We start from the raw sequence: 24,642 nt of genomic DNA, 5'->3' as shown, positions 1-24,642 counted from the left end.
AAGAGTTACCCACACGAATTTATAAATTGAAAGTTATAGGTAATTTTAAGATTATGTTTTTTGTTTTTAGGGGCGAAAATTCGACGACTGAAAATAAAATCACATTACGCCAATTGCAAATTTGACAAATTAAACTTGCAACACACGCTCGACGGCTACTCGCTACGCTCGTTTCACGCCGTCGGCGTTAGTATTTATGGGGCTTTGCCCCATACCCCACCCTATGCTATAAAAAGCCCATTTTAAGGGAATTATCAAAAGAAATTAAACGCACAAATTTCTCATAACCCGAAGGTCGGGGGTTCAAATCCCTCCTCTGCAACCAATCTTATCAATACTTACTAAATTTATTTATGAAAATTCTAGCGACAATGAAATAAAAAAGCCAAATTCACCAAAAATGGCAAATTTGGCTTATAGATAAAATTTAAATTTTGAAATTTTAATCCACTGCCTTTAAATTATCAGCGATTACAAAGGCAAGTTCGAGCGCTTGGTCTGCGTTTAGACGCGGATCGCACTGGGTTTCGTAGCGCTCTTTTAGCGTCTCTTCTGTCACATTAAATGCCCCGCCTGTGCATTCTGTAACATCTTGGCCTGTCATTTCTAGGTGGATTCCGCCAGCTTTCGTGCCCTCGGCCTTGTGGATTTCAAAGAAGCTTTGAACCTCTTTTAAAATCATATCGAACTCGCGCGTTTTGTAATTGCCCGCTTTGACGGTGTTTCCGTGCATAGGATCGATACTGTATAAAATTTCCCTGCCCTCGCTTTTTAGCTCGCGCAGTATTTTTGGCAGTCTATCGCCGATTTTATCCGCGCCCATGCGAATGATGATATTTAGCCTGCCAGCCTCGTTTTCTGGATTTAGCGCGTCAGCTAAGCGCAAAATATCCTGCGCACTGGCGTTTGGTCCGATTTTTACGCCGATAGGGTTTTTGATACCGCTCATAAAATGCACATGCGCATCACCAACTCCCCTAGTGCGCTCGCCTATCCAAACCATGTGCGCCGAGCAGTCATACCAGTCCCCGCTCGTGCTGTCTATGCGCGTAAGGCACTCTTCGTAATTTAGCAAAAGCGCCTCGTGCGAAGTGTAAAATTTCGTCTCATTGAGCATTGGTGCGTTTTGCGTATTTATGCCACATGCGTCCATAAATTTCAGCGCATTTGAAATAGAATCGCTTAGGGCGTTAAATTTAGCCTGCAACTCAGCCCTTTTCAAAAAGCCCAAATTCCATTTATGCACCTCGTGCAGATTGGCTAAACCACCGCGTGAAAACGCACGCAAAAGGTTCATCGTAGCCGCACTTTGGTGATATGCCTCGACCATACGCTCTGGATTTGGCACGCGCGCAGCTTCGTTAAACTCAAAGCCATTTATGATATCGCCACGATAGCTAGGAAGCTTCACACCGCCGACCTCTTCGTAATCACTGCTGCGAGGTTTGGCAAACTGACCTGCTAGGCGTCCAACCTTTACGATAGGCTTGCCAGCGGCGAAGGTCATTACAATCGCCATTTGAAGCATTACCTTAAACATATCGCGAATATTGTTTGCACTAAAATTCGCAAAACTCTCAGCGCAATCCCCACCTTGAAGCAAAAACGCCTCGCCCCTTGTGGCTCTTGCAAGATCGCTTTTTAAAGATCTGACCTCGCCAGCAAAAACTAGCGGCGGGAAGTTATAGAGCCTTTCTTTGACGGCCTCGACTGCGCCCATATCAGGGTATGTGGGCTGCTGTAAGATATTGAAATTTTTCCAAGACGATCTATCCCAACTCATAAATTCTCCTTTTTTGGTTTTAAAAATTTTGCCATTATACCTAAATATGACTAAATTTCATTTCAAAAATATAAATTTACTCCTAAATTTCACGCCAAAAATAAGCAGTTATTAATCAATTAAATTTTAAAATGCAAGCCTTTTAAATCAATCGCAAATTTAAGGAATTTTATGAAAGACGACCGCACAAAAGGGCTAATAATCGCGTTTTTGACCTTTTTTATGTGGGGCGTTTTTCCGATTTATTTCAAATTTATCCAAGATGTAGATGCCACGCAAATTTTAGCGCACAGGATTTTTTGGTCCTTTGTTTTGCTTTTTTTATTTTTGTTTTTTACAAAAAAGCTAAAAAATATCTCGCTTTTGTTATCAGATCGCAAAAAGGCATTAGCACTTCTTTGCACAGGCTGTTTGATTAGCATAAATTGGGGCATTTTTATCTGGGCGGTAAATCTGGGCGATATTTTATCCACGAGCCTAGGGTATTTCATAAACCCCCTATTATCGGTGCTTTTGGGCGCAATTTTTCTAAAAGAACGGCTAAGCCTAGCAGGAAGGGTTTCGCTATTTTTGGCATTTTTGGCGATTTGTGTGCAAATTTACGCACTTGGCAGACTGCCATTTGTGTCGCTGATTTTGCCGACAAGTTTCGCATTTTACGGATTAATTCGCAAAAAAATCGCCGTGCCTAGCTTCGAGGGGCTGTTTTGCGAAACCACGCTCATGCTCCCGCTTGCGTGCGCGTATTTGGGGTTTTGCGCATATTCTGGCACTAGCGCATTTGGGGCACACAGCACCGGCGCACTGCTCGCATTTAGCGGAGTTATCACGGTTTTGCCACTAATTACCTTTGCGATTTCTACTGCATATCTGCCGCTTTCGACAATCGGATTTATGCAGTATCTTAGCCCCTCGATGAGCATGCTAATCGCTGTGTTTTTATACGGCGAGGAGCTTAGTTTTTACAAAATTTTCAGCTTTTCGCTCATTTGGCTAGGGCTTGCGATAGTGGGATTTGATAGCTTAAAAAGGAGGAAAAATGGTTAATATAACGCTGATTTTGGCGGTTTTTTTGATAGTAGGTTTTATCGTTTATTCGCAGGTAATGCGCGCAGCCTCGCGCGCTGATATGATAGAGGAAGTGCCAAATAACGCCAAATATCTGAGCTTTTGCGACATACTTAATGGCGAAATTTTAGCTTTACAAAATTTAGAGCTAAAAGACGAGAGCCAAAGGGACGAAGCACTCGATGAAATCGCAAATCTTAGCAAGGAATTAGTCTTTATCCAAACCATGCACAAAAGCAACCAAAGCCCCGAAATTTGGGAGGAAAAGCTCTTTAAATTTTTGCAAAAATGCGAGGGCGTGATTTTAAAATACGCCAAAGAGGGCGAAAAAATCGCCGATAATTGGCGCGAAAAACTAGGAAATGAGTTTGCAAAATTAGTCTAAATTTAGAAATTTAGACTAATTTTGGCTTTGCAAATTTTCAAGTGCGCTAAAAATCGCAAGCGCATTTTCTTGCGTGGCTTTAAAATCTGCGATTTTAGCTAAATTTTCCTCGAAAATTTGCGAAATCTGCGCGCTAAAATCTGAGTAAATTTTATCCACAAACGAGCTAGACCCTACGAAGTCATTTTCGAACTCATAGTAATGAAGTCCCCCTAAAACCGCCTTTTCAAAGTCCTCATAAGAGGGATAAAAAAGCTGATAAAGTCCTGGTTCTTCCTCGTAATCGCTGATTGATTTTGCGATTTTGTTTGCGATGAAATTCGCGCTTAGGGTTACGGCGTTTGTGTAGTTTGAGGCGATTTTTATCATAATTTGCTCGAAAAACAGCGCGATTTTTTGGCAGATTTGAAAAACAGCCCTCTCGCCGTCTTTTAAAAACAACCCATAGACTTCGCTTGCGATTTTAGCGATATTTGAAGCCTCTATGATAGAGGCTAAATCGCTTTGGCGCTCGTAGTTTTCAAACCTACCTTTAAATAGCAAAATTTCCCTCTCAAACCCCGCATAAATGCGCTCTATCGCCTCGCTCATGGCGTTTTGTGTTTTGACTAGCTCGCCTTTGAAACGGCGAAAAATCACATTTAGCCTATCGTCGTTGTAAATCAGCTTCGAAAGCGCGGCGTCGGTGTTAAAATACGGCGCCTCGTAGGCTACCTTTTCGTATCCCTTCGAGGTTTGCGTGCCAAAAAAACTCTTTTTCGTCTGCGTCGCACTCACGAAATACTCGTTTTGCTTCGAGCTTAGGGCTTCTTGCATGGTTTTAGCGATAAATTTCGAGGTCTCTTTAATCGAAGCGTAAATTTTGCTAAATTCCTCTTTGTAAATTTCGCGCTCGCTGGCGCAAAATTCGGCGATTTTATCTTTGTTTGAAGCGATAATTTTTTCTAAAATTTTATGTATTTCCAAATACCCTGCCCGCTCGTTTTTGAGCTCGGTAAGTATGAAATTTAGCCTAGATTTGGCAAAGCTAATGCGGTTTTTATCAAGCTCGTCTAAAAACTCTCTAACCTCGCTAAACCCGCTGTTTTGGCCATCGCCAGCTTTTTCTAGCTTTGATGATATTGGCACGATAGAGGCAAAATTCGCGCCAAAAATCGTTTTAGCGTAATTATGCACACGCTCGATTTCTTCGGCGCCAAGTCTATCTTTTTGGCTTAAAATCGCAATGGAGTTTTTGCTTAAAAATTTTGGCAAAAGCGAAATTTGAGCTGTTTCGCTCTTTCTAGCGGCGTTGTCGATGAGTGAAATCCAAAGCACACCAAAAACCTCGTCGAAAATCTCCAAAGTCTCCCTAGTATCGGCGTTCGAGCGCGAATTTAGCCCTGGGGTGTCGATGAAATTTATCTTTTTCAAAAGCTCGTGCGGCAAAAACATATTTATATTTTTGATATCTTTTAGCTCCCGCCTTTGATCGACGAAATCCGAAATCTGCGAGCTTTCCAAGGTTTGGGTGTAGCCGTTTTTATACGCTACACTCATCATTTCATAAGGGGCGTATTTGATGTGAGTGGCCTTGGCAGTAACTGGCACGACGCCAGTTGGCAAAACTTCGCTAGAAAGCAAGGTGTTTAAAAATGTCGATTTACCGCTGCTAAACTGCCCCACAACCGCGATTTTAAGAGGCTCGGACTCGACGAGCAAAATTTCATCTAAAACCTTGCTTAAATGCGCGCTAGGGTGCAGACTCGGGTCTTTTAGCTCGCCCACAGCCCTGCTCATATCGCCCCAAAATCCCTGCTTCGTGCTGGGTAAAAATTTCGCCCTATACTCGCTGATAAATTCCCTTAGCATTGCTCGATCCTTTTAATTAATCCATTTACCAAATTTATTTTTTCTCGCACCAATCGCGCGTTTTTGGCGATTTGCTCGGCGTTTTCATCGCCTGCTTTAAGCGCGTTTTCAAGCTCGCTTTGGCGCAAATCTAGGCTAGATTTTTTGCTAGCAAAAAGGGCTAGGACATTTTCTTTAAACTCCGCGGTGCAGGTTTTGGCGATGTTTTCAAAGCTAGATTTTAAATTTAGCTTAGCGAAAAACTCGCTAAATAGCGCGTCAAAACTCGCCGATAATGCGCCAAAATCGCTGTTTTTGCGCACAATTTCACGCAGGCTTTCGTTAAATTTAGCGAAATTTGGCTGGGCGAAATTTTCGTCCATGTATTTTTTCGTGTCAAATTTAAGCGAATTTACCTCGCTAAAATCGCTTCCCAAAAGCTCTTTGATATCAGAAATATCGCGCGAAATCTTTTGCGAAAACGAGCGGAAAATGTCCGTGATGACATCTTTGACGCCAGAGTTTGCGATGACTTCTAGCCTAGAAAAATCAATCTGCTTTTTATTTTTTTTCGAGTAATTTATGTCGGTTAAAACCCTGTCTTTAATCGTCAAAATCGCTGATTTTAACGGCGCAAAAAGCGTGCTATCATCGTAGCTAAGCTTGCTAATCGCGCCGGTTAAATCGTTTTTTAGCTTAGCTAAATTTGCATTTAGCGCGCTAATTTCGGCGTTTATGTTCTCGCATTTTTGAGCCAGCTCGCTTTTATTCGCGCTAAAATCGGCGTTTTGCTCCTGCAAATCAGCCAAATACGCCTCGCAAATCAGCGATAACTCTTTTTTGTATGAGGATAAAATTTCATCTGCTTTGGCTGAATTTTCGCCGAAAAATCGCTCGAAAAGATGAGATTTCAGCTCGCCAATACCCCGTCCGCTGTGGCTATCTATGCAAAAATAGCTCACATTTTCTATCAGCCCCTCATCGAACCCAAAAGCCCCAAGCTCCTCGCAAATACTAGCCCTCGCGTATCTAAGCGCGTCGATTAGCTCGGTCTGGCTAAGCAAATCAGCGTGGGTTAAAACCACAATGAGCGAGTTGTTTTTCGAGCTTTTTAGGGTGCTTGCGATAAAGCTCATATCCTTTTTGGTCGAGCTTTGAGAGGCGTTCATTAGGTGGATTATCGCGTCGCTTGAAAACATAAAGTTTTTCGTCAGCTCCTCGCGCAAAACCACGCTATCGTCCAGCCCTGGGGTATCTACGACGGTGATTTTATCGCTTAGAAAATCACTTTTTATACCAAGTTCGATAAATTTGATAAATTTTGAAATTTCATACTTGGCAGAGGTGAATTCTTGCAGTTTTTCTGGCTCGATTATGGCTTCGCTTTGGTTTTGAAATTTCGAGCGAAATTCCTGCGCAAAACCCAAAATTTCAAGCTCCTCATCATCGTAGAATTTGACCTTAGCATAAGGCTTATCGCTACCTTTAAGAAGCGTTAAATTCGCCGTTTCAGGGATATTTGAAGTCCCTAAAATATCAAATCCCAAAAGGCGATTTAGCATGCTAGATTTTCCAGCGTTGATTACGCCAGTAACCGAGAGCGTGAAATTTGCATCTTTGGCGTTTAATTTGGCGGCGTTTGTGCGCTCAAAGAGTGAATTTTCAAATTCGCTCGCGCAAACGAGAAAACCTGCGCCTGGATTTGTATCTGAATTTTCGCTCGCATTTTTGCTCGCGCTAGTATCCAAATACTCGCCCAAATTTGCACCTGCGCCAGTATCCGCGCCTGAAACCAAATTTGCAAGCTCATCTTCGCTTTTGGCGCTCAAAAGTGCTTTTAGCTCATCGCTAATAATATCCAAACTCTCTAATTTGCCGTAAAATGCGAAATTTGCGGGCGAATTTGGGGCTTCGTTTTCGTTCAAATCACTTTGAAGTTGAAGCAAAAATTTTGAAATTTCATCATACTCGCTTTTGCTAATAATTCCTTCTTTGCTTAAATTTTCAACCATCATCAATACGCTTAATTTGGAAATTTTAAGCTTGCAAATCGCATTGATTGCGCCGATTTGCAGGGACTGAATCGCATAGATTCCAATCTCTTCGCCAAGCTCTTTTAAAATTTCTCTAAAACTTTGCAACGATTTAAATTTTTCGAAATTTTGCGAATTTGTGCATAACATAAGCGCAGCGATATCGCTAGGCATAGTGCGAGTTAGGCTCTCATCGATAAAAAGCCTCTTTGAACCCCAAATTTTACTCATAAAATTATTCATAAACTACCTTTTTTGGGTTGAAATGGTTAGAAATTTGATAAGTTTTGCAATAAAATTTCAAAATTTTATAAAAGTAGAAAGACGCCTGCAAAAATTTTGCAAGCGTCATAGGATTATTTGCCTTTTGCAGCAAGTTTTCTACGCATATAAGCAATGCGAGATTGTAATGGAAGGTGTTTAGGGCAGTTGTCTTCGCAACCTAGCAAACTCATACAACCAAACACACCGTCATCATCGCCGATTAACTCGTAGAAATCATCGTCTGTTCTGTTATCAAGAGCATCGATTTTAAATCTAGCTACGCGGTTGATACCAACAGCACCGATAAAATCCTCTCTCATAATCGCAGTTCCGCAAGCTGCCACACAGATACCGCACTCGATACAACGATCTAGCTCGAAAACCTCTTGTGCTACTTCTGGTTCGACTTTTTCCTCTAATTTAGAGATGTCAGTTACATGGTCAGTGTGGATCCAGCTCTCGACTCTCTTACTCATCGCGTTCATCCAGTTACCTGTATCTACGCTCAAATCTTTTAGTAGTTTGAATACAGGAAGTGGCATAAGCTCGATAACGCCCTCTGGATAGTCTTTTGTTAGTGTGCGGCAAGCAAGTGCTGGCTTACCATTGACTAACATACCGCAGCTACCGCAGATACCAGCACGACATACGAAGTCGAAGCTTAGCTCTGGGTCAAATTTTTCGCGGATGACATTAAGTGCGATAAATAGTGTCATACCATCTGTTTCTTCAAGCTCATAAGTCGCAAAGTGAGGTTTAGAAACCTTGCTTAGCGGATTAAATTTAAACGCTTTAATTGTGATTTTTCTACTCATATCCTATACCTGCTCTTTCATTTGGTGCTTTATATTTTGGTTGCAACTCATAATGCATTAGTGCTTCTTGGATTTCATAGCGTCCTCTGCCCTCTGATTCCATTTTTGCTCTAATGTCATCAACTTCTTTTTGGCGTTTAGCACTATCTGGGTGCTCTATAATATTACCTTTCGCGCCATATCCACGGAATGCTGGTGGGATTTCCATTTTCATAATGTCTAGTGGCTCGTAAGTTAGAGTTGGCAATGTATCGCCGTCTTTCCAAGTCGCTAGTGTGCGTTTTAGCCAGTTTGCGTCATCGCGTTTTGTGAAGTCTTCGCGGTAGTGAGCGCCACGGCTCTCTGTGCGATCTAGTGCGCCTTTTGCAACGCAAAGTGCAAGTTTAAGCATCATAGGAACACGATAAGCCTCTTCTAGCTCTGGGTTTCCAAATAGCTCTTTGTTTGAAATTTTAACATTTGTTGATTCTTTGTAAAGCTCTTCTAGCTCTTTTACAGCTTTTGCCAAGCCCTCACCTGTGCGGAAAATCGCAACATGTTCCCACATGATATCTTTCATTTTGTTTTTGATCTCAAATACATTGTATTTGCCGTCTTTATCAAGTAGGCTTTGTAGGTAAGCTTGTGATTTATTTACAAATTTTTCAATTGAAGTTGTTTTGATATCGATTTCGTGGCTTGCACAGAAATCTGCGAAATAATCACCTACAATCATACCAGCGACAACTGTCTCAGAAACTGAGTTTCCACCCAAGCGGTTGAATCCGTGCATATCCCAGCATGCAGCCTCACCAGCTGAGAATAGACCAGCTAGCGTTGGGCTTTCGCCTGTTGCTTTTGTTCTAATTCCACCCATTGAGTAGTGTTGCATCGGAAGGATTGGAGCCCAACCTTTACCTCTTTTGCGACCATTTTCATCTGTGTAAGTCTCTGTATCAGCAGGATCGATACCGTTGAAAATTTGGCAAATTTCTTGAACATCGCGAAGGTTTTTCTCGATATGCTCGCGACCCAAAATAGAAATATCAAGCCAAACATGGTATCCATAAGGGCTAGGAACGCCTTTACCATTTCTGATGTGCTCCATAATACGGCGTGAAACAACATCGCGGCTAGCTAGTTCTTTTTTCTCTGGTTCATAATCAGGCATAAAGCGATATCCATCGACATCACGCAAGATACCACCATCACCACGGCAACCCTCAGTTAGCAAGATACCACTTGGAACGATTGGAGTTGGGTGGAATTGAACTGCTTCCATATTTCCTAATTGAGCTACGCCTGTTTCTAGTGCGATAGCAGCACCAGTTCCCTCACAAACAACAGCGTTTGTAGTGTGGCGATATACACGACCATAACCACCAGTTGCGATTAGTGTGCCTTTTGCAACATAAGCTGTAAGCTCGCCAGTTACTAAATCGCGAACAATCGCGCCATAACAGCGGTTGTTTTCGTGGATTAGAGCGATTGCTTCTTTTCTATCGTGGATATCGACATTGTGTTTTAATGCCTCGTTTGCAACAGCGAAAAGCATAGTGTGACCAGTAGCGTCAGCTGTGTAGCAAGTTCTCCATTTTTTTGTTCCACCGAAGTCACGGCTGTGAATTAGACCATGAACTTCTTCTTTTTCTTCGATTGTTGTTTTTTGAGCGTTGATAATCGCGCTTCTTTTACCTTTTGTGATACGAGTCCATGGAACGCCCCACGCAGCTAGCTCACGAATAGCTTTTGGAGCTGTTTGAGCAAACATTCTAGCTACATCTTGATCGCAACCCCAGTCGCTACCTTTTACGGTATCAGCGAAATGCACATCTTCATTATCGCCTTCACTCATTTTAGAATTACCAAGACTTGCTTGCATACCACCTTGTGCTGCTGCTGAGTGCGAGCGTTTAACAGGAATAAGGCTTAAAACTACTGTGCTAAGCCCTTTTTCGCCAGCAGCTACCGCAGCGCGTAGGCCTGCAAGCCCACCACCGATAACTAATGCATCATAATATTTAACATTCATATTTCAATTCCCTATTTTATAAATTTACACCGATTTTGATAAATGCAGCCAAAGATAAAAGACCTAAAATTAAGAAGAAAGCCGAAACAATCCATTTTAATTTTTTAAGTTTTTTACGACTTTCTTTTGCATCAGGACCTTCGAAAATACCCCATTTAACGCATAGTCTGTATAAACCAATGCTACCGTGAAGTTCAACAGCGAAAAGCAATACTAGGTAGAACAACCACATAAAATGGCTTACTACACGAGCACCTGACATATCACCTGAAATTTTATCAGAGTTTGTGATGATGAAAATAAGGTGTGCAGCACCCAAGAAGAACATAATAAAGCCAGTGATTGCTTGAACCCACCAAAGTGAAGTATCTTCGTGTTTGAAGCGTTTCATGTGAGCACGATATGATTGCCATTGGCGGAAATTGATTGGCATTTTTCTCATACCTAGCGCAGCGTGAATAAAGAAAATGATAAATACAGCAAGAGCTAAGAAAGATGTAATATAGCTCATAGAAGGGCTGTCGCTCAAAAATCTTAATTCTAAGAATTCAACAACTTTGGTAAAAAAGTCTCCACCGAACAATACAGTAGAAACAAACATCATATGCACCCACATAAATAGACCCAAAATTCCACCACTGATACTTTGGATTAAGTCTAGGCGCGCTGGCATACGGCTTTTTGTGCGATCCGTGCGGATACCTAAGAAGCCTTCGATTTGCTCGCTCATGAGCTCTCCTTATAGAAAATTAGTTAGTTAAATTACTAACAATTTGTAAATTTAACTTTAACAGGACATTATAGTATTTTTTAACTTTAAGTAAAGTTAATTACGCCCTATTAGTTGAAATTTCAAAGAAATTTTTAATATAACGCCCGCCAAAAACATAACGAGCGATAAAATTTGCCCCATTGAAAATCCAGCGATTACAAACCCAATCCCAGCGTCTGGTTCTCTGAAAAATTCGCTCACAAAGCGCATAAATGTGTATAAAATAGCATAGTTGCAAATCAGTTCGCCGTCGAATTTCTTAAATTTCCTGCTAAAAAATAAAATCACAAAAATCAAAATTCCTTCGAGCAAACCCTCGTAAATTTGGCTAGGGTGGCGAAGCACGCCATCTACAAAAATCCCCCAGCTCACATCGGTTGCGCGCCCGATTAGCTCTTGGTTTAAAAAATTCCCAATCCGCCCGAAAAAATACCCAAGCGGCACGCTAAGCGCGACAAGATCGAGTAGCGCCCACTGGTTTTGGGCGTGGCGACGGCAAAACGCTATTGTGGCGATGATAAATCCAACCACCGCCCCGTGGTAACTCATACCGCGAATTCCGATAAATTCGCCATTATAAAAAGGGTTGAAAATTTGCCACGGGTGAGTGAAATACCACAGCGCCTCGCCTGAATAAATCGCGATATATCCGAGCCTAGCGCCCAAAATCACGCCGATTTCGACCCAGATGAAATAATTATCCAGCACCGCACTGCTAAATTTCAGCCCGTCGCGCTTAGCAATCCATTTGGCCATAAAGAGTGCGATTAGCAGGGCCAAAACATACATTATGCCATACCAATGCACGCTAAAACCGGCGACGCTAAACGCAACTGGATCAAATTTTTCGTAAATGTGATTCCAAAACTCCAACTCTCGCCCCTAATTAAATTTGTAAATTTGGCTAAATTTTAAGCCCCAAACTATTTTTCACAACCACGCAAAAATCCGCCAAAAAATACCCAAATGCCTTGTAATAATCGCTTTTAGCATTGATTTGCAAATGTCCGGCTAGCCCACGCAGGCTTGGCATGATAAAATTCGTCAAATACTCGCCCAAAATATTGTGCGATTTTTCGTTTGTATCTTGCTTGAAAATCATCGCCAACAGCCCTAGCATGTTTGCAGCGTGTGTATCTGGCAAATCCGCAAATGGCTTTTTGAAGCGACATCTTTCGTAAAAAACGCTCACTTCGCTCGCACTTATTAGCTTGAAATAGCTCATATCAAAGGCCTCTTTGAGATTTTCAAAATCAGCGCAAATGGCCTCATAATCGCTATTTTTAACCCCAGCCCAAAGCTCTTGGCCCTTTTTGTTTTCCTCATTTTCGTTGATTATAATCCATTTGCTAGCAAGTTTTTCGAAATTTTCCTTGCTTATCGCGCCCTTAAAATTCGTCGCGAAAATTATACACATAACCGAATAAAGTTCCCCTACTTTCATCTTTTCTCCTTAAATTTCACTAGCTTTTTTAATTTTTTCCACACCAAATTTTGACCAAATTTGATTCATTGATTTATCCAAACTTTGGCGTTTTTTATCGATTTCATCGAAAAGCAGCGTCGCGCACTCTGCGCTATTTGCGCCAAAATTTGACAAATTTAGCGACACATGAATTATTGCATCGCCCCTATGCACATCAATAGCTTCAAAAAGCAAAAGCGCCGTCTCATCGAGCAAATCTAGACTAAAAGGCCTGTGCTGACTAAGCCTTTTAGAGCTCTCATCGCGCGATTTGTAGCGGATTTTGACCTCGTAAGTAAGCGGATTTAGCCCACCCTCTAAAACCTCGCTAGCTAGGTGGCGAGAGAGGATTTTAATGCGCCTTTTGATCTCGTCCCTATCGAAGCACGGCTCGAAACTGCGCCCAAGACCGATACTTTTGCGCTCCCTGCTAACCTGCACCCGCTCGCTCGTATCGCCACTGATTTGAGCGAAAATTTGCTCGCCGTTTTTGCCCATTTTTTCGAAAATTTCCCTATGTCCCCACGCGTCGCCAATGCTCTTAATCCCGTATTTTGCGAGCGTTTTTTGCATAGATTTTCCCACGCCTGGAAATTTTGAAATTTCGACATCTCTAAGCTCGGTTTTAAGGCGCGAGATTGGTATTTCACGCACCCCAAAAGGCTTGGCTAAATCGGTGGCTAGCTTGGCGATAAATTTCGCCTCGCTTAGCCCCACACTGCTAGGAAGCCCGAATTTCGCCTTGATTTCGCTTTGCAAAAAGAGCGCAAACTCGCGCGCGTTTTCGTTGTATTTCGTGCCACGCAAATCCAAAAAAAACTCATCAACGCTAAATTTTTCGATTTCTGGCGTGAAATTTAGCAAAAATTTGTGAATTTGGTTTGAAATCTTGCCATACACGCCGTGCTTTGCCGCATCCAGCACCAGCTCTGGACAGGCTAGAAGCGCCATTTTTAGGGGTTGGGCTGAATGCACGCCAAATTTTCTAGCCTCGTAACTAGCGCTTAAAACCACCCCTTTTTGCAAAGATTTTAGCCTTTTTTGCTCATCGCCGAAATTTTGCAAATTTTGCTCTTTTTGGGCTTGAATTTTAAAATTTTGCGCACTCTCATCGAAGTGAAATTTCGCTCCAAAACCCTCATCTTTATTAGCGAAAATTTCCTCATTATTTCCGCCGATAACTGCGACAGGAAGTCCGCTAAGAGCGGGATTTATCAGCCTTGCGACAGATACAAAAAAGCAGTCTAAATCGATATGAGCTATCAAACTATATCTATCCCAAATCCACTAAGTCCAGCGTATTCCTTCGGGCTGGAATTTGACAGAATTTTGATTTTTTTAATCCCCAAATGCGCTAAAATCTGCGCCCCGATACCATAGCTTTTGAAATCGCCCTTGTGCGAAGCCGAATTTAGCGCCACAATCACGCCACCACTCGTGCTTAAAATTTCTAAATTTTGCATAAAATCATCGTAATTTTCATCTTGCATAAACTCTAAATCACTTGAAATTTTATGAAATTTTACATTGCAAATTTCGCCAATTTCGCCGAAAATAAAGACTTTGTGAGCGTTGTCATCGTGGTCTGTGATTTCGCAAACTCTGCAAGGCTTACCGCAAATTTTGCCCTTGCTAAATTCGCCAAATTTAACCAAAGTTTCGTGTTTTAATCTGTATTCGACGATTTGGGCGATTGAAATCATATTTATGCCAAATTTTTCGCAGAATTTCTCCAAATCATCGCGCCTTGCCATTGTGCCGTCTTCTTTTACGATCTCGCAAATCACCGCACTTGGCGCGATTCCAGCGAGCTTGCACAAATCCACAGAGCCCTCTGTGTGGCCTGTGCGCACGAGCACTCCGCCTTTTTTGGCGATGAGCGGATTTATGTGGCCAGGGCGCACGAAGTCGCTTGGGGTGGAGTTTGGGCGCGCCATAAGCTCGATTGTCATATTTCGCTCATACGCGCTCACGCCCGTGGTTGCGTCTTTTGCGTCGATTGTGATAGTAAATGCTGTCTCGTGCGAAGATGTGTTTTTATCGACCATTAGGGGCAAATCTAGCCTTTTGGCGATTTCCTCGTCCAGTGCGACGCAAACCACGCCACGAGCGTGTGTGATAGCGAAATTTACCTTCTCCGCGCTCGTAAAAGTCGCAGGAAAAATCAAATCGCCCTCATTTTCGCGATCAACATCATCGACCATGACAATCATCTTGCCATTTTTCATATCTTGTATAGCTTGTTCTACACTTACCATTTTTAATCCTTATTCAAATTTTCAAATCCAGCTTTTATTTTTTCATAAAGTGGGGCGAAGCTCACGCCATTTACGCGCACATTTGCGATCGTAGTGATGAAATTCGTATCTCTCTCCCAGCGCGGAACTAGATGATAATGCACATGCTCGGCTATCCCAGCCCCAGCAGCGGAGCCTAGATTCATACCGATATTTACCCCCTTTGCGCCAAGAGCGGTTTTTAGCACTCGCACACCCTTTTGGACATATTCGCTCATCTCTAACCACGCTTCTAGCGGTAAATTCTCGATATTATCGGTGTGCTCGTAAGGAATCACCATAAAAGCCCCGGGATTGTATGGATATAAATTCATAAGCCCGAAGCAAAATTTAGCGCGAAATACCACACCTACACACTCTGTTCCTTCTTTGGCTTTCGCAGCTACGCAAAACGGGCAACCGCTGCGTTTTTCGGTAAAATAATCACTTCTCCACGGCGCGCAAATATAATCCATATTTTCCCCCTATTTTTCGCCAAATTTCACAGCTCTAAGCGCCGCGCCGACATCATCTTGACGCATAAAACTCTCACCGATTAAAAACGCATCGACCCCGCGTGCGCTTAATTCGAGTAGCTGTTCGTGCGAGCCTAGCCCACTTTCAGCCACGATAATTTTGCCATTTGGGATAAGCGGGATTAAATTTGCCGACAAACTCAAATCAACCTCGAAAGTCTGCAAATTTCGGTGATTTATGCCGATTATATCAGCCCCCGCGAAAATCGCCTTTTTCAAATCATCTTTATCGTGAATTTCAAAAAGCGCTTCAAGCCCCAAATGCCTAGTAAATTCCAAAAGTCTTTTAAGCTCTTTTTGCTCCAAAGCCTTTGCGATTAAAAGCACAAAATCCGCCCCATACACGAGTGCTTCTAGGATTTGATACTCATCGATTATAAAATCTTTGCGCAAAATCGGCGTGTTTGTATAGCGCCTGATTTGCGAAATGTAGCTAATATCGCCCTTAAAATAGTGTGGCTCAGTCAAAATAGAAAACGCACTCGCGCCTGATTTTTCATACTCCATAGCGATTTTAAGCGGATCGAAATCCTCTCTGATGACGCCCTTGCTAGGGCTTGCTTTTTTCACCTCAGCGATTATGCGGAGCGGATTATCCGGGGTGCTTTTTAGCGCGTTTTTCGCGTCGCGCGGTATCATGGGATTGGCACTTAGCGTGCGACCAAGCATATCAAAGCTAAATTTTTCTTTGCGCCTAGCCAAATCCTCGCGCGTTTTTTCTAAAATTTCATCTAAAATCATTTTTGCGCCTTTATTCCACCTGCGATTTCACCTATTTTTTGGATATTTTTATCTATCACACATTTTTCTATCGCGCTTACATGCCCCTTGCCCTCGTCGCTGGTGTAAAACTCATCGTCTTTTATCTTATCCATCCACTCTTTGGCTTTTTCGCACTCGCCAAGTTTATAAAACCCCCATGCTAGCGAGTCTATATAATAAACCGAATTTGGCTCGTCTTTTAGGGCGCGCTCGACATAATCAATGCCCTTTTTGATATCCAAATCATGATCGATTAAAATATATCCGTAGTAATTCAAATGCACCGGATCTTTTAGTTTGCTAGCTATGTTTTCAAATTTCGCCACGACTTCGTTAATTTGATCTGGCGTTTTTTTATCGCCAAAAGATTCATACAAATAAATCGCCTCGTTCGCCAAATAATCGTAATTTTCGGTTTTCGAAAACTCCTCGCGCGCTAATCTCATAGCTGTGGCGAAGTCCTTTTTCTGGGCGTAAGCGTCCATTATGAGATCTTTTTTATAATCATATTTTTGCAAAATTTCGATGATTTTATCAAATTCCTTCATATAATAATAAATCCCAATCATATCGTCTATGAATTTTGTATTTTTTTTGCTCTCATACAGCGCCTCATCGAGTTTGGCGACCTCGAAGTATTTTTTTTGCATACGATACACATCAGCCAAAACCTCGCACACCATACCACTAGCGCACCCGTAAATTCGCCTATGTGTCTCCATGATACGCACCGCAGCGTCGCTACTATCAAGCCTATTTAAAAGCACATCACTAAGGCGGATTAAATTTTCCTCTGATTTTTCCAGCTCATAGGCCTTTTCGAAATACTGCTTGGCTAGGGCGAAATTATCCATAGCATAATATGTCGCGCCCAAAATCGAATAATTTCTCGAATTTACCTCTAAATTTGCTAAATGAAGCGCGGTAGTGTTGGCTTTGAGTATCTCTCCCTGCCCCATATAATACCCCACTTTTACGCGCAAATACTCGCTATCATCAGCCAAAATTTTATCGCCCAAAGCTAGGTAGCGCGCGGTTGCTTTGCTATCTTTTAAGAAAAACGCAAGCTTTAAGGCTTCTAGCAAATACACCTGCGAATTTGTCTTTAAAAAGGCTTTTTCGTAGAGTTTCATCGCGCTTTGCGGATCTTTGTTGGCTAGTTCTAGCGCAGTTAGCAGATCGAAATTCAGCTCAGCCTCATCGTAAGCCTTCATCGCCTCTTTTAACTTTTGCGGTGTAGTGGCCTTTTGCGCTACATTTTCACTAGCGTTTTTCTCGGGTACCGGCGCAGTATTTGTGATAACCGAGCTTTTATTCATATCTTTTATCGCGTCGCTTTTGGTTTCACTAGCGCCCAAATTTATGGCACCAAGAGCCAAAAAAGCGGTTAAAATTTTACCCCAATACATTCTTTCTCCAATTCATCTTTATGCTCTTTGAAATATTCCCAAAATGGAAAGGTTCTACATTGATTTGGTCTGTATTCATAAATCCCGCAGTTTCGGTGCTTTTCGTCAAAAAACACACACGCCATACCGTTAAGGTATGGTTTTTCTTTTATGCTAAATTTATTCCCAACTCGCTGCAAAAATACGCGGATAAAATTTGCCTTATCTATCCCCATAAATTCGCTGAGTTTCTCGATTTCTGCGTCATTTATCCAAATATATCCGCTCTCGCCCGTGCAACACTTGCCGCCGCAGCTTTCGCAGGCGCTATTATCGAAGGTATAGTCAAACTCACTCAATATCGACACTTTCTAAACCAGCTTTTTCATAAATTTTAGCCGTTATTTTACTTTTTTCACCATTAAGAAATGTATAAATCGGCGCACAAATTTCACAAAGTGAGCGCGAACTTTTTTGCGCCAAAAAAAGTGCGAGTTTGGCGGGCTTGTTTTCGTTAGGATAGATGAAAGCAAGCTTTGTCAAATTTAGCTTATAGGTTTGTAAAATTTCGCAAATTTGCGCGATTTTGCCCGCCTCGTAGCAAAAAATTAGCGCGCCTTTTGGCTTTAAATGAGTGTTGCTAACACGCACGAAATCGCTAAGGCTTAGGCTTGTGGCGCTTTTGCTTAGCGCGATGTGCGAATTTTGGCTAGTTAGGATTTTTTCCCTGTAAAATGGCGGATTTGAAACGATTAAATCAAATCTTTGCTCGCTTTTAAAATTTGCGAAATTTTCGTGCAAAATTTGCGCCCGTAATGAATTTTGCTCGCAATTTTTACGCAAAATTTCTAAATTTTGCTCTTGGATTTCAAGCAAGCTTAAATCTAAATTTGGAAAATCCCGCTTCAACATCAGCCCCAAAATCCCGCACCCTGCCCCAACATCTAAAATTTTAAGAGAATTTGTGGCGCGAGAGTTAAGCCAGTTTTCGCAGATAAAATTCCATAAAAAAATGGTATCGCTAGTGTAGCGATACCCACTTTTTAGCTGGAAAAGTCTCATAAATGCAGATTTTCTACGATTGTGTGAGCATGGTTAAAGGCTACGACGATCGAACCGCCGTTTCTGGTAATCAAATCTCCACCCACAAAAAGCCCTTTTGTGGCTGTTTCGCACCTCTCATCGACGCTTGGCACGCCGTTTTCGTCGAATTCTACGCCACATTTTTTAAGGAAATCCACAGGGCTCGTGCCACCGATTGCATAGATTATGCGATCATAAACTAACTCCATGCCGTTTGTGAATTTCACTAGCACCTTGCCACTTTCGTTTTCTAGCGCTTCGATATCAAGCCCAAGGCGCAAGATAATGTCGCCGTTTCTGGCCTCTTTTTTGATATCTTCTTCGTTAATTTCATTTAGCCTTGTAAAGCTCTCTTTGCGGTAGCATAGGGTAACGGTGTTCGTTTTGCATAGCGAGAGCGCGTATTCGGCGGCTGAGTTGCCACCGCCCACGACTAGGACTTTTTCATTGACGCTACATTTATCGAGGTTGAAATTTACCCTTTGTGTGATTGATGGCGGGATTTTGTAGCTTGGTTTGTTTGGTTTGCCCATACGGCCGATTGAGATGATGACATTGCGCGCTACAAATCCAGCTGAGGCTGTGGTTATGCAAAATAGCCCATCGTCCTTTTTTTCGACCTTTTCGACCTCGCTATTGAAGTAAATATCGATATCGCCGTGATCTAGCAAGCTATCGAAATAATCCAGCACGCTCTCTTTCGTGCCAGTCTCGAAGCTAATCGTGCCCTTTGTTTCGCTATCCATGCCCTTGTATTCTTTATCTACGCGTTTTTTGTCTTTGTAAAATTGTCTGATTGTTTGAGAGTGATTATCGCCTTTTTCTAGCAAAAGCACCTTGGCTACGCCTTTTCTTTTGGCCTCGACCACGGCTGCGATTCCGCAAGGACCGCCACCGATGACAACTACATCATAAACATTTATCATTTTTTTCCTTTGTGTTAAATTTTACAACCTTTGATTATAATCAAAATTTATTTATAAATGGTAAAAATTATTAAAATTTTAAAGATTTAATTAGTCTGTTTTATTTTTACCCAAAACTTAGCCCAAAAATGCTAAATTTAGAAAAAATTTAAAGGAAAATAATGATTTTAGCCATTGAAAGTAGCTGTGATGACAGCTCAATTGCTGTGCTAAACAGCTCGAATTTCGCATTAGAGTTTTACGAAAAAATCTCCCAAGAACTCGAACACTCCAAATACGGCGGTGTCGTGCCAGAACTAGCTGCGCGTCTTCACACAGAAGCACTGCCTCGCATTTTGGAGCGCGCAAAGCCCTTTTTTGGCTCTCTTAAAGCCGTCGCCGTAACGCACGCGCCAGGCCTTAGCGTGAGTTTGATAGGGGGCGTGAATATGGCAAAAACGCTCAGCCTTGCTCTAAATTTGCCACTAATCGGCGTAAATCACCTAATCGGGCATATTTATTCGCTATTTTTGGACAAAGAAGCAGAATTTCCGCTTGGGGTTTTGCTAGTAAGTGGCGGGCACACGATGATTCTTGATATTGACGCAAATGGCGCAATCAGCGTGCTTGCAAGCACCAGTGATGATAGCTTTGGCGAGACATTTGACAAATGCGCCAAAATGCTAGGACTTGGCTATCCAGGTGGCGCGATAATCGAAAATTTAGCCAAAAATGGTAAGCCAAAATTTAGCTTTCCAGTGCCTTTAAAGGGCGATAAACGCCTACAATACAGCTTCTCAGGCCTTAAAAATGCCGTTCGAGTGCAAATCGAAAAACTATCCCAAAATGGCGAACTAGCGGGGCAAGATAAGTGCGATATCGCCTACGCCTTTCAAAAAAGTGCTTGCGCGCATATCATGGATAAACTCTCGCGGGTCTTTGATGAGCGCAAATTTAAGCGTTTTGGCGTCGTGGGCGGGGCTAGTGCGAATACGCATTTGAGGCAAAATTTGGCAAATTTATGCGACGCGCACGAGTGCGAACTTTTATTTGCGCCACTGAAATTTTGCTCGGATAACGCTGCGATGATAGCTAGGGCTGGGCTCGAAAAATACCGCAACCACGACTTCATTGCACCGCAAAATTTACAAATAATCCCGAGCCTAAATTTAAACTCTGCATTTGAGTGAAAATTTAAAATTTCGCCTAAAATTTAAAAAATCGTTCAATGCTAAATTTAAGTAGAATTTTGCTCTAAATTTTACTGGATTGCTTCGGCAAAGCGTCTTGACGCTTTGCTTTACTCGCAATGACAGCAAATTTAGAGCAAAGAATTTTAAATTTCGATTTCATACTCGATTGGATCTTTTACGCCGGCTTTTGCAAAGCCATTTAGGCGTAATTGACAGCTATCACACACGCCACAAGCCTTGTGTGAGTTTGTGTAACAGCTCCAAGTAAGCCCCAAATTTACGCCGTTTTCAAGCGCACGCGCCACAATCTCACCCTTGTTTAAATGCACCAAAGGCGTTTTAATCTCCACGCTAAAATTCGGCGAAGTGCCCGCATTTATCGCGCTTTGCATTTTTGCGATAAATTCCGTCGTGCAATCAGGATATCCGCTACTATCCTCCTGCACCACGCCGATGAAAATCGCCACACACTCTTCGCGCTCGGCAAGCGCGCCCGCGATACTCAAAAACACGCCGTTTCGAAACGGCACATAGGTGTTTGGGATCTCGTTTTTATCGATGTTTGCGCCCTTTCGCACGCTAAGGCTAGTATCTGTAAGCGAGTTTGCGCCGATTTGCGCGATAAATCTAGCATCCAGCGTGTATCGCCTCGTAACGCCCAAATCATCGCAAATTCTCTCGAAACACTCGCGCTCTTTATCCTGCGTGCGCTGAGCATAATCAAAATGCACTCCAATGACCTCATAACCTGAATTTTTGGCGATATACGCGCAAGTCGCGCTATCCATACCGCCGCTGATGATACATAAAGCTTTTTTCAAATTTAATCCTTTTTTTGGTAGAATTATAGGCAAATTTTGATTTAAAGGGCTTGAAATTGATACTTTGTGAAGAAAATTACCCAAAAATTTTGGACGAAATTTTAGCCACGCTTAGCACGGGTGCGGTCGAGCTAGTCTTCGTGCGAAGCGAGGAAATGCGCGAAATCAACAAAAGCGCGCGCGGGGTTGATAAAACCACCGATGTGCTTAGTTTTCCGCTTGAAAATGTGCCAGGTGGTGCGAATACTGCCCCGATAGGCTCTGTTGTGATAAATTTGGATTTAGTAGAGCAAAAAGCGTTAGAATTTTCGCACTCAAATAGCGATGAAATCGCGCTTTTATTCACACACGGACTGCTTCATATCTTAGGCTTTGACCATGAAATTGATAACGGGCAAATGCGCGAAAAAGAGTGCGAAATCATCGCTAAATTTGGGCTTCCAAAAAGCCTGATTGTGAGAACGCTAGAATAAAGGATAAATTTTGAGTAGAAAAAGAAAAATTTTAAACATATTTTTGATGATTTTTTTGATTTTATTAATTCTCATGTCGGGAAGTATGTGGATGACAACTGGAATGAATAGACTGATTTTTTGGGCTAACCAATCCGAAAAACCATATCCGTTTCCAGGGCGTGAATTTTATATCAAAATTCCCGATGAAAAAATTGTTGATATTACATCAAACAAAAATAAAGAAAATTTACTCATCATAACGGACGCTGATGAATACGGCGGATTTTTAAAAAATCTAAAATGTGGTTTTACGCCAGAAAGTTCCAAAGAGCCGTTACCGTGCAAACACTATTATTATAAAGAAAACGGAAAAATAAAAGCTATAAGCGATGATGATTTCAAAATACTATCCGAGCAAAATATTACAAAAGTCATCATTAGACACAAATATTTATTTTGAAAATTTAAGAAAAATTAATCGGATCCATATCGATCTCAACGGGCAAATGTGCTAGAAGTGCGCCGGCCCTTAAAAGTGGCGTGTGCGTGGTAGCACGAAGCAGTATTTCGTAGCGAAATTTGCCCGCAATCAGCGCAATTCCAGCTTTGCCGTGCCCTATAATCTGCAAATCGGCTAGTTTTTTGGCTTTTAGCGCGCCGTGCAAAATTTCAAGCCCGCTAGCGCAAATTTTAGCCGCCTCTGCCTCGTTTTTATGCGAGATTAAAACACGCAAAAGCCTAGTGTATGGCGGATACAGCGGATCTCGATCCTCGCTTTCTTCTTCTAAAAACGCGTCATAATCCTGCAAAAAATCCTCGAAAAACGCCCTTTGCAGAGTCTGTATCACGACCCTGCCTTCGCCCTTCCTGCCAGCTCTACCTGCTACTTGCATGCCAAGGGCTAGGGTCTTTTCGCGCGCCCTAAAATCAGGGTAATTCAAATGCTCATCAATCCCCATAATCACCGCCAAATCCACGCCATGGTAATCATGCCCCTTACTAAGCATTTGTGTGCCTACCAAAATGTCGATTTTATGGGCGTTAAAGTCGTTTAGTAGGGTTTCTAGCTTTCTTTGGGTTGTAATCTCATCGCGGTCAAATTTAGCGATTTTTGCCTCAGGGAAATTTGCTTTTAACTCCTTTAAAAGCTCGCTAGTGCCCATTTTTTTGGCCTCGCTTACGCTTTTGCCACATTTAGCGCAAGGCTGTTTGTAAAACGCGCTGTATCCACAATAATGGCATTTTAGCGCCTTTTCCTTTTCGTGGTAGCTCATACCCACCGAGCAAAACGGGCATTTAATAATCTCGCCACAACTCTTGCAAACCATATATTTGAAATTTGCGCGTGTAGGCAAAAAGACCACCACTTGGCGATTTGCGCCTAGACTTGCGCTGATTTCTTTTTTTATTTTGGGCGTGAGGGAAGTTTCGCTCTCGTCGTAAATGTAGCGTTTGTGTGTGGCATGATAAGTACCTTTGAGCCTGAAATTTGGCTGTTTCGCAAAGCTCGTAAGAGAGGGCGTGGCTGAGCCAAGCACGGTTTTAACGCCACATTTGTGCGCGGCAAAAATCGCGAGATCTCGGGCATTTATGCGTGGAGCGGAGGCTGATTTGTAGCTATCATCGTGTTCCTCATCGACGATAATCGCGCCAAGGTTATGAAACGGCAAAAACAGCGCCGAGCGCGCGCCTGCGATAAGGCGAATTTTGCCTGCGAAAAAATCGGCTAAAATTTGGCGTTTTTTAGCGGGGGTGATTTTGGAGTGCCACACGCCAAGAGCCTCGCCGAAATACCCTTGCAAGCGCTTCGTCATTTGCGGTGTGAGCGAGATTTCTGGCATTAAAAATAGCGCTTGTTTGCCAGAGTTTAAAATTTCTGCTATGAGCGAGATATAAACCTCGCTTTTGCCACTTCCCGTATCGCCAAAAATCAGCGAAACGGCGTTTTGTTTGGCAAAATTTAGAGCTTTTGTCTGCTCTGGGGTCAAATTTGGCGTTTTTGTGAAATTTAGCTTTTCGCAAGGCGCGCAATTTATGCTCGAATTTGGCTCAAAAACCCCAAACGCCACGCCGATTTCGCAGATATAAAAATGCGAAATAAACTGCGCCAACTCCACTTGAAACGGCGTGAAATTTAGGGGCAAAATTTCGCTGATTTCTTTCGTGCAAAACTCAGGTTTTGGCACTTCACGCAAAACTACACCGCGTTTTTGGGCGTTTTTTACGGGAATTTGGACTATTTGGTATGGTGAAATTTGTGAATTTGAAAAATAGGTAAGCGGTTTTAGTCTTGCCCCTAAAACCGCGATTTCATAGTAATACAAGCTTATTCTGCTAATGTTTGGCAAGTTGGTTTTGAGTGGTCACAATCAAATGTGCCAGCCTTGTGAGTAGCGTCTGCTGTTTGATAATATGTAAAATCAACGCAGTTGCCAGCTACACACGCTTCATAAGTTTTATTTCGTGTTTTAACTTTCCAGCCGTTTTTGCCAGTGCTTGCAGTTAGGTCATTTTGCAAAACATTACCAAACATATCAGAGCCACTGCTGTTTAAATCAGGCCATGCACTCTTGCCTTTTAATTGCTCTTCGCCTCTTTTTAGCGAAATTCCACTTCTAATCGAAGCCAAATCGCCTCTCATTTTTGCGACCGTAGCGTCATCTCTGGTCATAGCTAGTCTAGGCACAGCAACACCTGCTAAAATGCCGAGCACAACGATAACAAAAATCAACTCAATCATAGTAAATGCGTTTTTCATATTAAATCCTTTGATTTAAAATAGATTTAAGTATAGCTA

General features: G+C 42.3%; 23 protein-coding genes and 1 pseudogene. 5 read left to right on the top strand and 19 right to left on the bottom strand.

Features of this window, described 5'->3' with window-relative positions:
- Positions 1–442 precede the first annotated feature (442 nt).
- On the bottom strand, positions 443–1,783 hold the full coding sequence (locus OFN98_RS00805; RefSeq protein ID WP_270874086.1) for a class II 3-deoxy-7-phosphoheptulonate synthase: 1,341 nt from the start codon (positions 1,781–1,783) through the stop codon (positions 443–445).
- 171 nt (positions 1,784–1,954) lie between these two features.
- Here OFN98_RS00805 and rarD point away from each other — a divergent pair, with 171 nt between their 5' ends.
- The gene (gene rarD / locus OFN98_RS00800) at positions 1,955–2,830 is read left to right on the top strand and encodes an EamA family transporter RarD (RefSeq protein WP_270861973.1); all 876 of its coding nucleotides are present in this window, start codon (positions 1,955–1,957) and stop codon (positions 2,828–2,830) included.
- A complete protein-coding gene (locus OFN98_RS00795) occupies positions 2,823–3,236 on the top strand; it encodes a hypothetical protein (protein WP_270874087.1) in 414 nt (137 codons plus the stop codon). Before rarD ends, OFN98_RS00795 begins: the two co-directional genes overlap by 8 nt.
- A 15-nt stretch (positions 3,237–3,251) precedes the next feature.
- On the opposite strand, the gene OFN98_RS00790 is transcribed toward OFN98_RS00795, so the two are convergent.
- The 15 genes and pseudogenes from OFN98_RS00790 to OFN98_RS00720 all read right to left on the bottom strand — a co-directional run bounded on the left by OFN98_RS00790 (position 3,252) and on the right by OFN98_RS00720 (position 19,397).
- Positions 3,252–5,087 (bottom strand): dynamin family protein, encoded by a 1,836-nt coding sequence (locus OFN98_RS00790; protein WP_270874088.1) that lies wholly within the window; start codon positions 5,085–5,087, stop codon positions 3,252–3,254.
- Positions 5,081–7,342 (bottom strand): dynamin family protein, encoded by a 2,262-nt coding sequence (locus OFN98_RS00785; RefSeq protein WP_270874089.1) that lies wholly within the window; start codon positions 7,340–7,342, stop codon positions 5,081–5,083. Before OFN98_RS00785 ends, OFN98_RS00790 begins: the two co-directional genes overlap by 7 nt.
- A 113-nt stretch (positions 7,343–7,455) precedes the next feature.
- Positions 7,456–8,178, bottom strand: coding sequence for a fumarate reductase iron-sulfur subunit (locus OFN98_RS00780; protein ID WP_270858184.1), 723 nt, complete (start codon positions 8,176–8,178; stop codon positions 7,456–7,458).
- Positions 8,171–10,189, bottom strand: a complete 2,019-nt coding sequence (locus OFN98_RS00775) for a fumarate reductase flavoprotein subunit (RefSeq protein ID WP_270874090.1) — start codon at positions 10,187–10,189, stop codon at positions 8,171–8,173. Before OFN98_RS00775 ends, OFN98_RS00780 begins: the two co-directional genes overlap by 8 nt.
- A 28-nt stretch (positions 10,190–10,217) precedes the next feature.
- A pseudogene (locus OFN98_RS00770) lies at positions 10,218–10,919 on the bottom strand (fumarate reductase cytochrome b subunit); the annotation flags it as partial.
- Between the two features lie 96 nt (positions 10,920–11,015).
- Positions 11,016–11,834, bottom strand: coding sequence for a prolipoprotein diacylglyceryl transferase (gene lgt / locus OFN98_RS00765; RefSeq protein ID WP_270858186.1), 819 nt, complete (start codon positions 11,832–11,834; stop codon positions 11,016–11,018).
- A 31-nt stretch (positions 11,835–11,865) separates the two neighbouring features.
- Positions 11,866–12,405, bottom strand: a complete 540-nt coding sequence (locus tag OFN98_RS00760) for a hypothetical protein (protein ID WP_270874091.1) — start codon at positions 12,403–12,405, stop codon at positions 11,866–11,868.
- A 9-nt stretch (positions 12,406–12,414) separates the two neighbouring features.
- The gene (locus tag OFN98_RS00755) at positions 12,415–13,692 is read right to left on the bottom strand and encodes a DNA polymerase Y family protein (RefSeq protein ID WP_270874092.1); all 1,278 of its coding nucleotides are present in this window, start codon (positions 13,690–13,692) and stop codon (positions 12,415–12,417) included.
- Positions 13,689–14,684, bottom strand: a complete 996-nt coding sequence (locus tag OFN98_RS00750) for a bifunctional 3,4-dihydroxy-2-butanone 4-phosphate synthase/GTP cyclohydrolase II (protein ID WP_270874093.1) — start codon at positions 14,682–14,684, stop codon at positions 13,689–13,691. Before OFN98_RS00750 ends, OFN98_RS00755 begins: the two co-directional genes overlap by 4 nt.
- A 2-nt stretch (positions 14,685–14,686) precedes the next feature.
- On the bottom strand, positions 14,687–15,178 hold the full coding sequence (locus OFN98_RS00745) for an HIT family protein (protein WP_270874094.1): 492 nt from the start codon (positions 15,176–15,178) through the stop codon (positions 14,687–14,689).
- 9 nt (positions 15,179–15,187) lie between these two features.
- A complete protein-coding gene (trpC, locus tag OFN98_RS00740; protein WP_270874095.1) occupies positions 15,188–15,979 on the bottom strand; it encodes an indole-3-glycerol phosphate synthase TrpC in 792 nt (263 codons plus the stop codon).
- Positions 15,976–17,409, bottom strand: coding sequence for a tetratricopeptide repeat protein (locus OFN98_RS00735; protein ID WP_270874096.1), 1,434 nt, complete (start codon positions 17,407–17,409; stop codon positions 15,976–15,978). Before OFN98_RS00735 ends, trpC begins: the two co-directional genes overlap by 4 nt.
- Complete coding sequence (locus tag OFN98_RS00730; RefSeq protein WP_442868113.1) at positions 17,388–17,750, bottom strand: YkgJ family cysteine cluster protein; 363 nt, start codon at positions 17,748–17,750, stop codon at positions 17,388–17,390. The genes OFN98_RS00735 and OFN98_RS00730 overlap by 22 nt, the downstream gene beginning before the upstream one ends.
- On the bottom strand, positions 17,740–18,450 hold the full coding sequence (locus OFN98_RS00725) for a tRNA1(Val) (adenine(37)-N6)-methyltransferase (RefSeq protein WP_270876567.1): 711 nt from the start codon (positions 18,448–18,450) through the stop codon (positions 17,740–17,742). The genes OFN98_RS00730 and OFN98_RS00725 overlap by 11 nt, the downstream gene beginning before the upstream one ends.
- Positions 18,447–19,397, bottom strand: a complete 951-nt coding sequence (locus OFN98_RS00720) for an NAD(P)-binding domain-containing protein (protein ID WP_270866023.1) — start codon at positions 19,395–19,397, stop codon at positions 18,447–18,449. Before OFN98_RS00720 ends, OFN98_RS00725 begins: the two co-directional genes overlap by 4 nt.
- A gap of 161 nt (positions 19,398–19,558) precedes the next feature.
- Here OFN98_RS00720 and tsaD point away from each other — a divergent pair, with 161 nt between their 5' ends.
- On the top strand, positions 19,559–20,566 hold the full coding sequence (tsaD, locus tag OFN98_RS00715) for a tRNA (adenosine(37)-N6)-threonylcarbamoyltransferase complex transferase subunit TsaD (RefSeq protein ID WP_270876566.1): 1,008 nt from the start codon (positions 19,559–19,561) through the stop codon (positions 20,564–20,566).
- 146 nt (positions 20,567–20,712) lie between these two features.
- On the opposite strand, the gene queC is transcribed toward tsaD, so the two are convergent.
- Positions 20,713–21,390, bottom strand: a complete 678-nt coding sequence (queC, locus tag OFN98_RS00710) for a 7-cyano-7-deazaguanine synthase QueC (protein ID WP_442868104.1) — start codon at positions 21,388–21,390, stop codon at positions 20,713–20,715.
- Positions 21,391–21,446: 56 nt separating this feature from the next.
- On the opposite strand from queC, the gene ybeY reads away from it, so the two are divergent.
- Complete coding sequence (gene ybeY, locus OFN98_RS00705; RefSeq protein WP_270876565.1) at positions 21,447–21,863, top strand: rRNA maturation RNase YbeY; 417 nt, start codon at positions 21,447–21,449, stop codon at positions 21,861–21,863.
- 91 nt (positions 21,864–21,954) lie between these two features.
- On the top strand, positions 21,955–22,305 hold the full coding sequence (locus OFN98_RS00700) for a hypothetical protein (protein ID WP_270876564.1): 351 nt from the start codon (positions 21,955–21,957) through the stop codon (positions 22,303–22,305).
- Between the two features lie 4 nt (positions 22,306–22,309).
- On the opposite strand, the gene OFN98_RS00695 is transcribed toward OFN98_RS00700, so the two are convergent.
- Positions 22,310–24,184 carry a primosomal protein N' gene (locus tag OFN98_RS00695; RefSeq protein WP_442868112.1) on the bottom strand — a complete coding sequence of 625 codons (1,875 nt, stop codon included), beginning with the start codon at positions 24,182–24,184 and terminating at the stop codon, positions 22,310–22,312.
- Positions 24,172–24,603 (bottom strand): type II secretion system protein, encoded by a 432-nt coding sequence (locus OFN98_RS00690; protein WP_270869081.1) that lies wholly within the window; start codon positions 24,601–24,603, stop codon positions 24,172–24,174. The genes OFN98_RS00695 and OFN98_RS00690 overlap by 13 nt, the downstream gene beginning before the upstream one ends.
- Positions 24,604–24,642 lie beyond the last annotated feature (39 nt).

Source organism: Campylobacter sp. JMF_15 NE4, assembly GCF_027737645.1.
In the GTDB taxonomy this organism is placed as follows: Bacteria; Campylobacterota; Campylobacteria; order Campylobacterales; family Campylobacteraceae; genus Campylobacter_B.
The sequence above is the reverse complement of the archived record's forward strand: the minus strand, read 5'-3'. Positions and strand labels throughout refer to the sequence as shown.

Excerpts from the sequence above, each read along its gene's own strand:
- OFN98_RS00775 (WP_270874090.1), bottom strand. The coding sequence starts at position 10,189 with ATGAATGTTAAATATTATGATGCATTAGTTATCGGTGGTGGGCTTGCA.
- OFN98_RS00750 (WP_270874093.1), bottom strand. The coding sequence starts at position 14,684 with ATGGTAAGTGTAGAACAAGCTATACAAGATATGAAAAATGGCAAGATG.
- OFN98_RS00700 (WP_270876564.1), top strand. The coding sequence starts at position 21,955 with ATGACAACTGGAATGAATAGACTGATTTTTTGGGCTAACCAATCCGAA.
- OFN98_RS00690 (WP_270869081.1), bottom strand. The coding sequence starts at position 24,603 with ATGAAAAACGCATTTACTATGATTGAGTTGATTTTTGTTATCGTTGTG.
- OFN98_RS00720 (WP_270866023.1), bottom strand. The coding sequence starts at position 19,397 with ATGATAAATGTTTATGATGTAGTTGTCATCGGTGGCGGTCCTTGCGGA.
- OFN98_RS00785 (WP_270874089.1), bottom strand. The coding sequence starts at position 7,342 with ATGAATAATTTTATGAGTAAAATTTGGGGTTCAAAGAGGCTTTTTATC.
- OFN98_RS00725 (WP_270876567.1), bottom strand. The coding sequence starts at position 18,450 with ATGAGACTTTTCCAGCTAAAAAGTGGGTATCGCTACACTAGCGATACC.
- OFN98_RS00790 (WP_270874088.1), bottom strand. The coding sequence starts at position 5,087 with ATGCTAAGGGAATTTATCAGCGAGTATAGGGCGAAATTTTTACCCAGC.
- OFN98_RS00805 (WP_270874086.1), bottom strand. The coding sequence starts at position 1,783 with ATGAGTTGGGATAGATCGTCTTGGAAAAATTTCAATATCTTACAGCAG.
- OFN98_RS00780 (WP_270858184.1), bottom strand. The coding sequence starts at position 8,178 with ATGAGTAGAAAAATCACAATTAAAGCGTTTAAATTTAATCCGCTAAGC.
- OFN98_RS00745 (WP_270874094.1), bottom strand. The coding sequence starts at position 15,178 with ATGGATTATATTTGCGCGCCGTGGAGAAGTGATTATTTTACCGAAAAA.
- OFN98_RS00735 (WP_270874096.1), bottom strand. The coding sequence starts at position 17,409 with ATGTATTGGGGTAAAATTTTAACCGCTTTTTTGGCTCTTGGTGCCATA.
- trpC (WP_270874095.1), bottom strand. The coding sequence starts at position 15,979 with ATGATTTTAGATGAAATTTTAGAAAAAACGCGCGAGGATTTGGCTAGG.
- tsaD (WP_270876566.1), top strand. The coding sequence starts at position 19,559 with ATGATTTTAGCCATTGAAAGTAGCTGTGATGACAGCTCAATTGCTGTG.
- OFN98_RS00795 (WP_270874087.1), top strand. The coding sequence starts at position 2,823 with ATGGTTAATATAACGCTGATTTTGGCGGTTTTTTTGATAGTAGGTTTT.
- rarD (WP_270861973.1), top strand. The coding sequence starts at position 1,955 with ATGAAAGACGACCGCACAAAAGGGCTAATAATCGCGTTTTTGACCTTT.
- OFN98_RS00760 (WP_270874091.1), bottom strand. The coding sequence starts at position 12,405 with ATGAAAGTAGGGGAACTTTATTCGGTTATGTGTATAATTTTCGCGACG.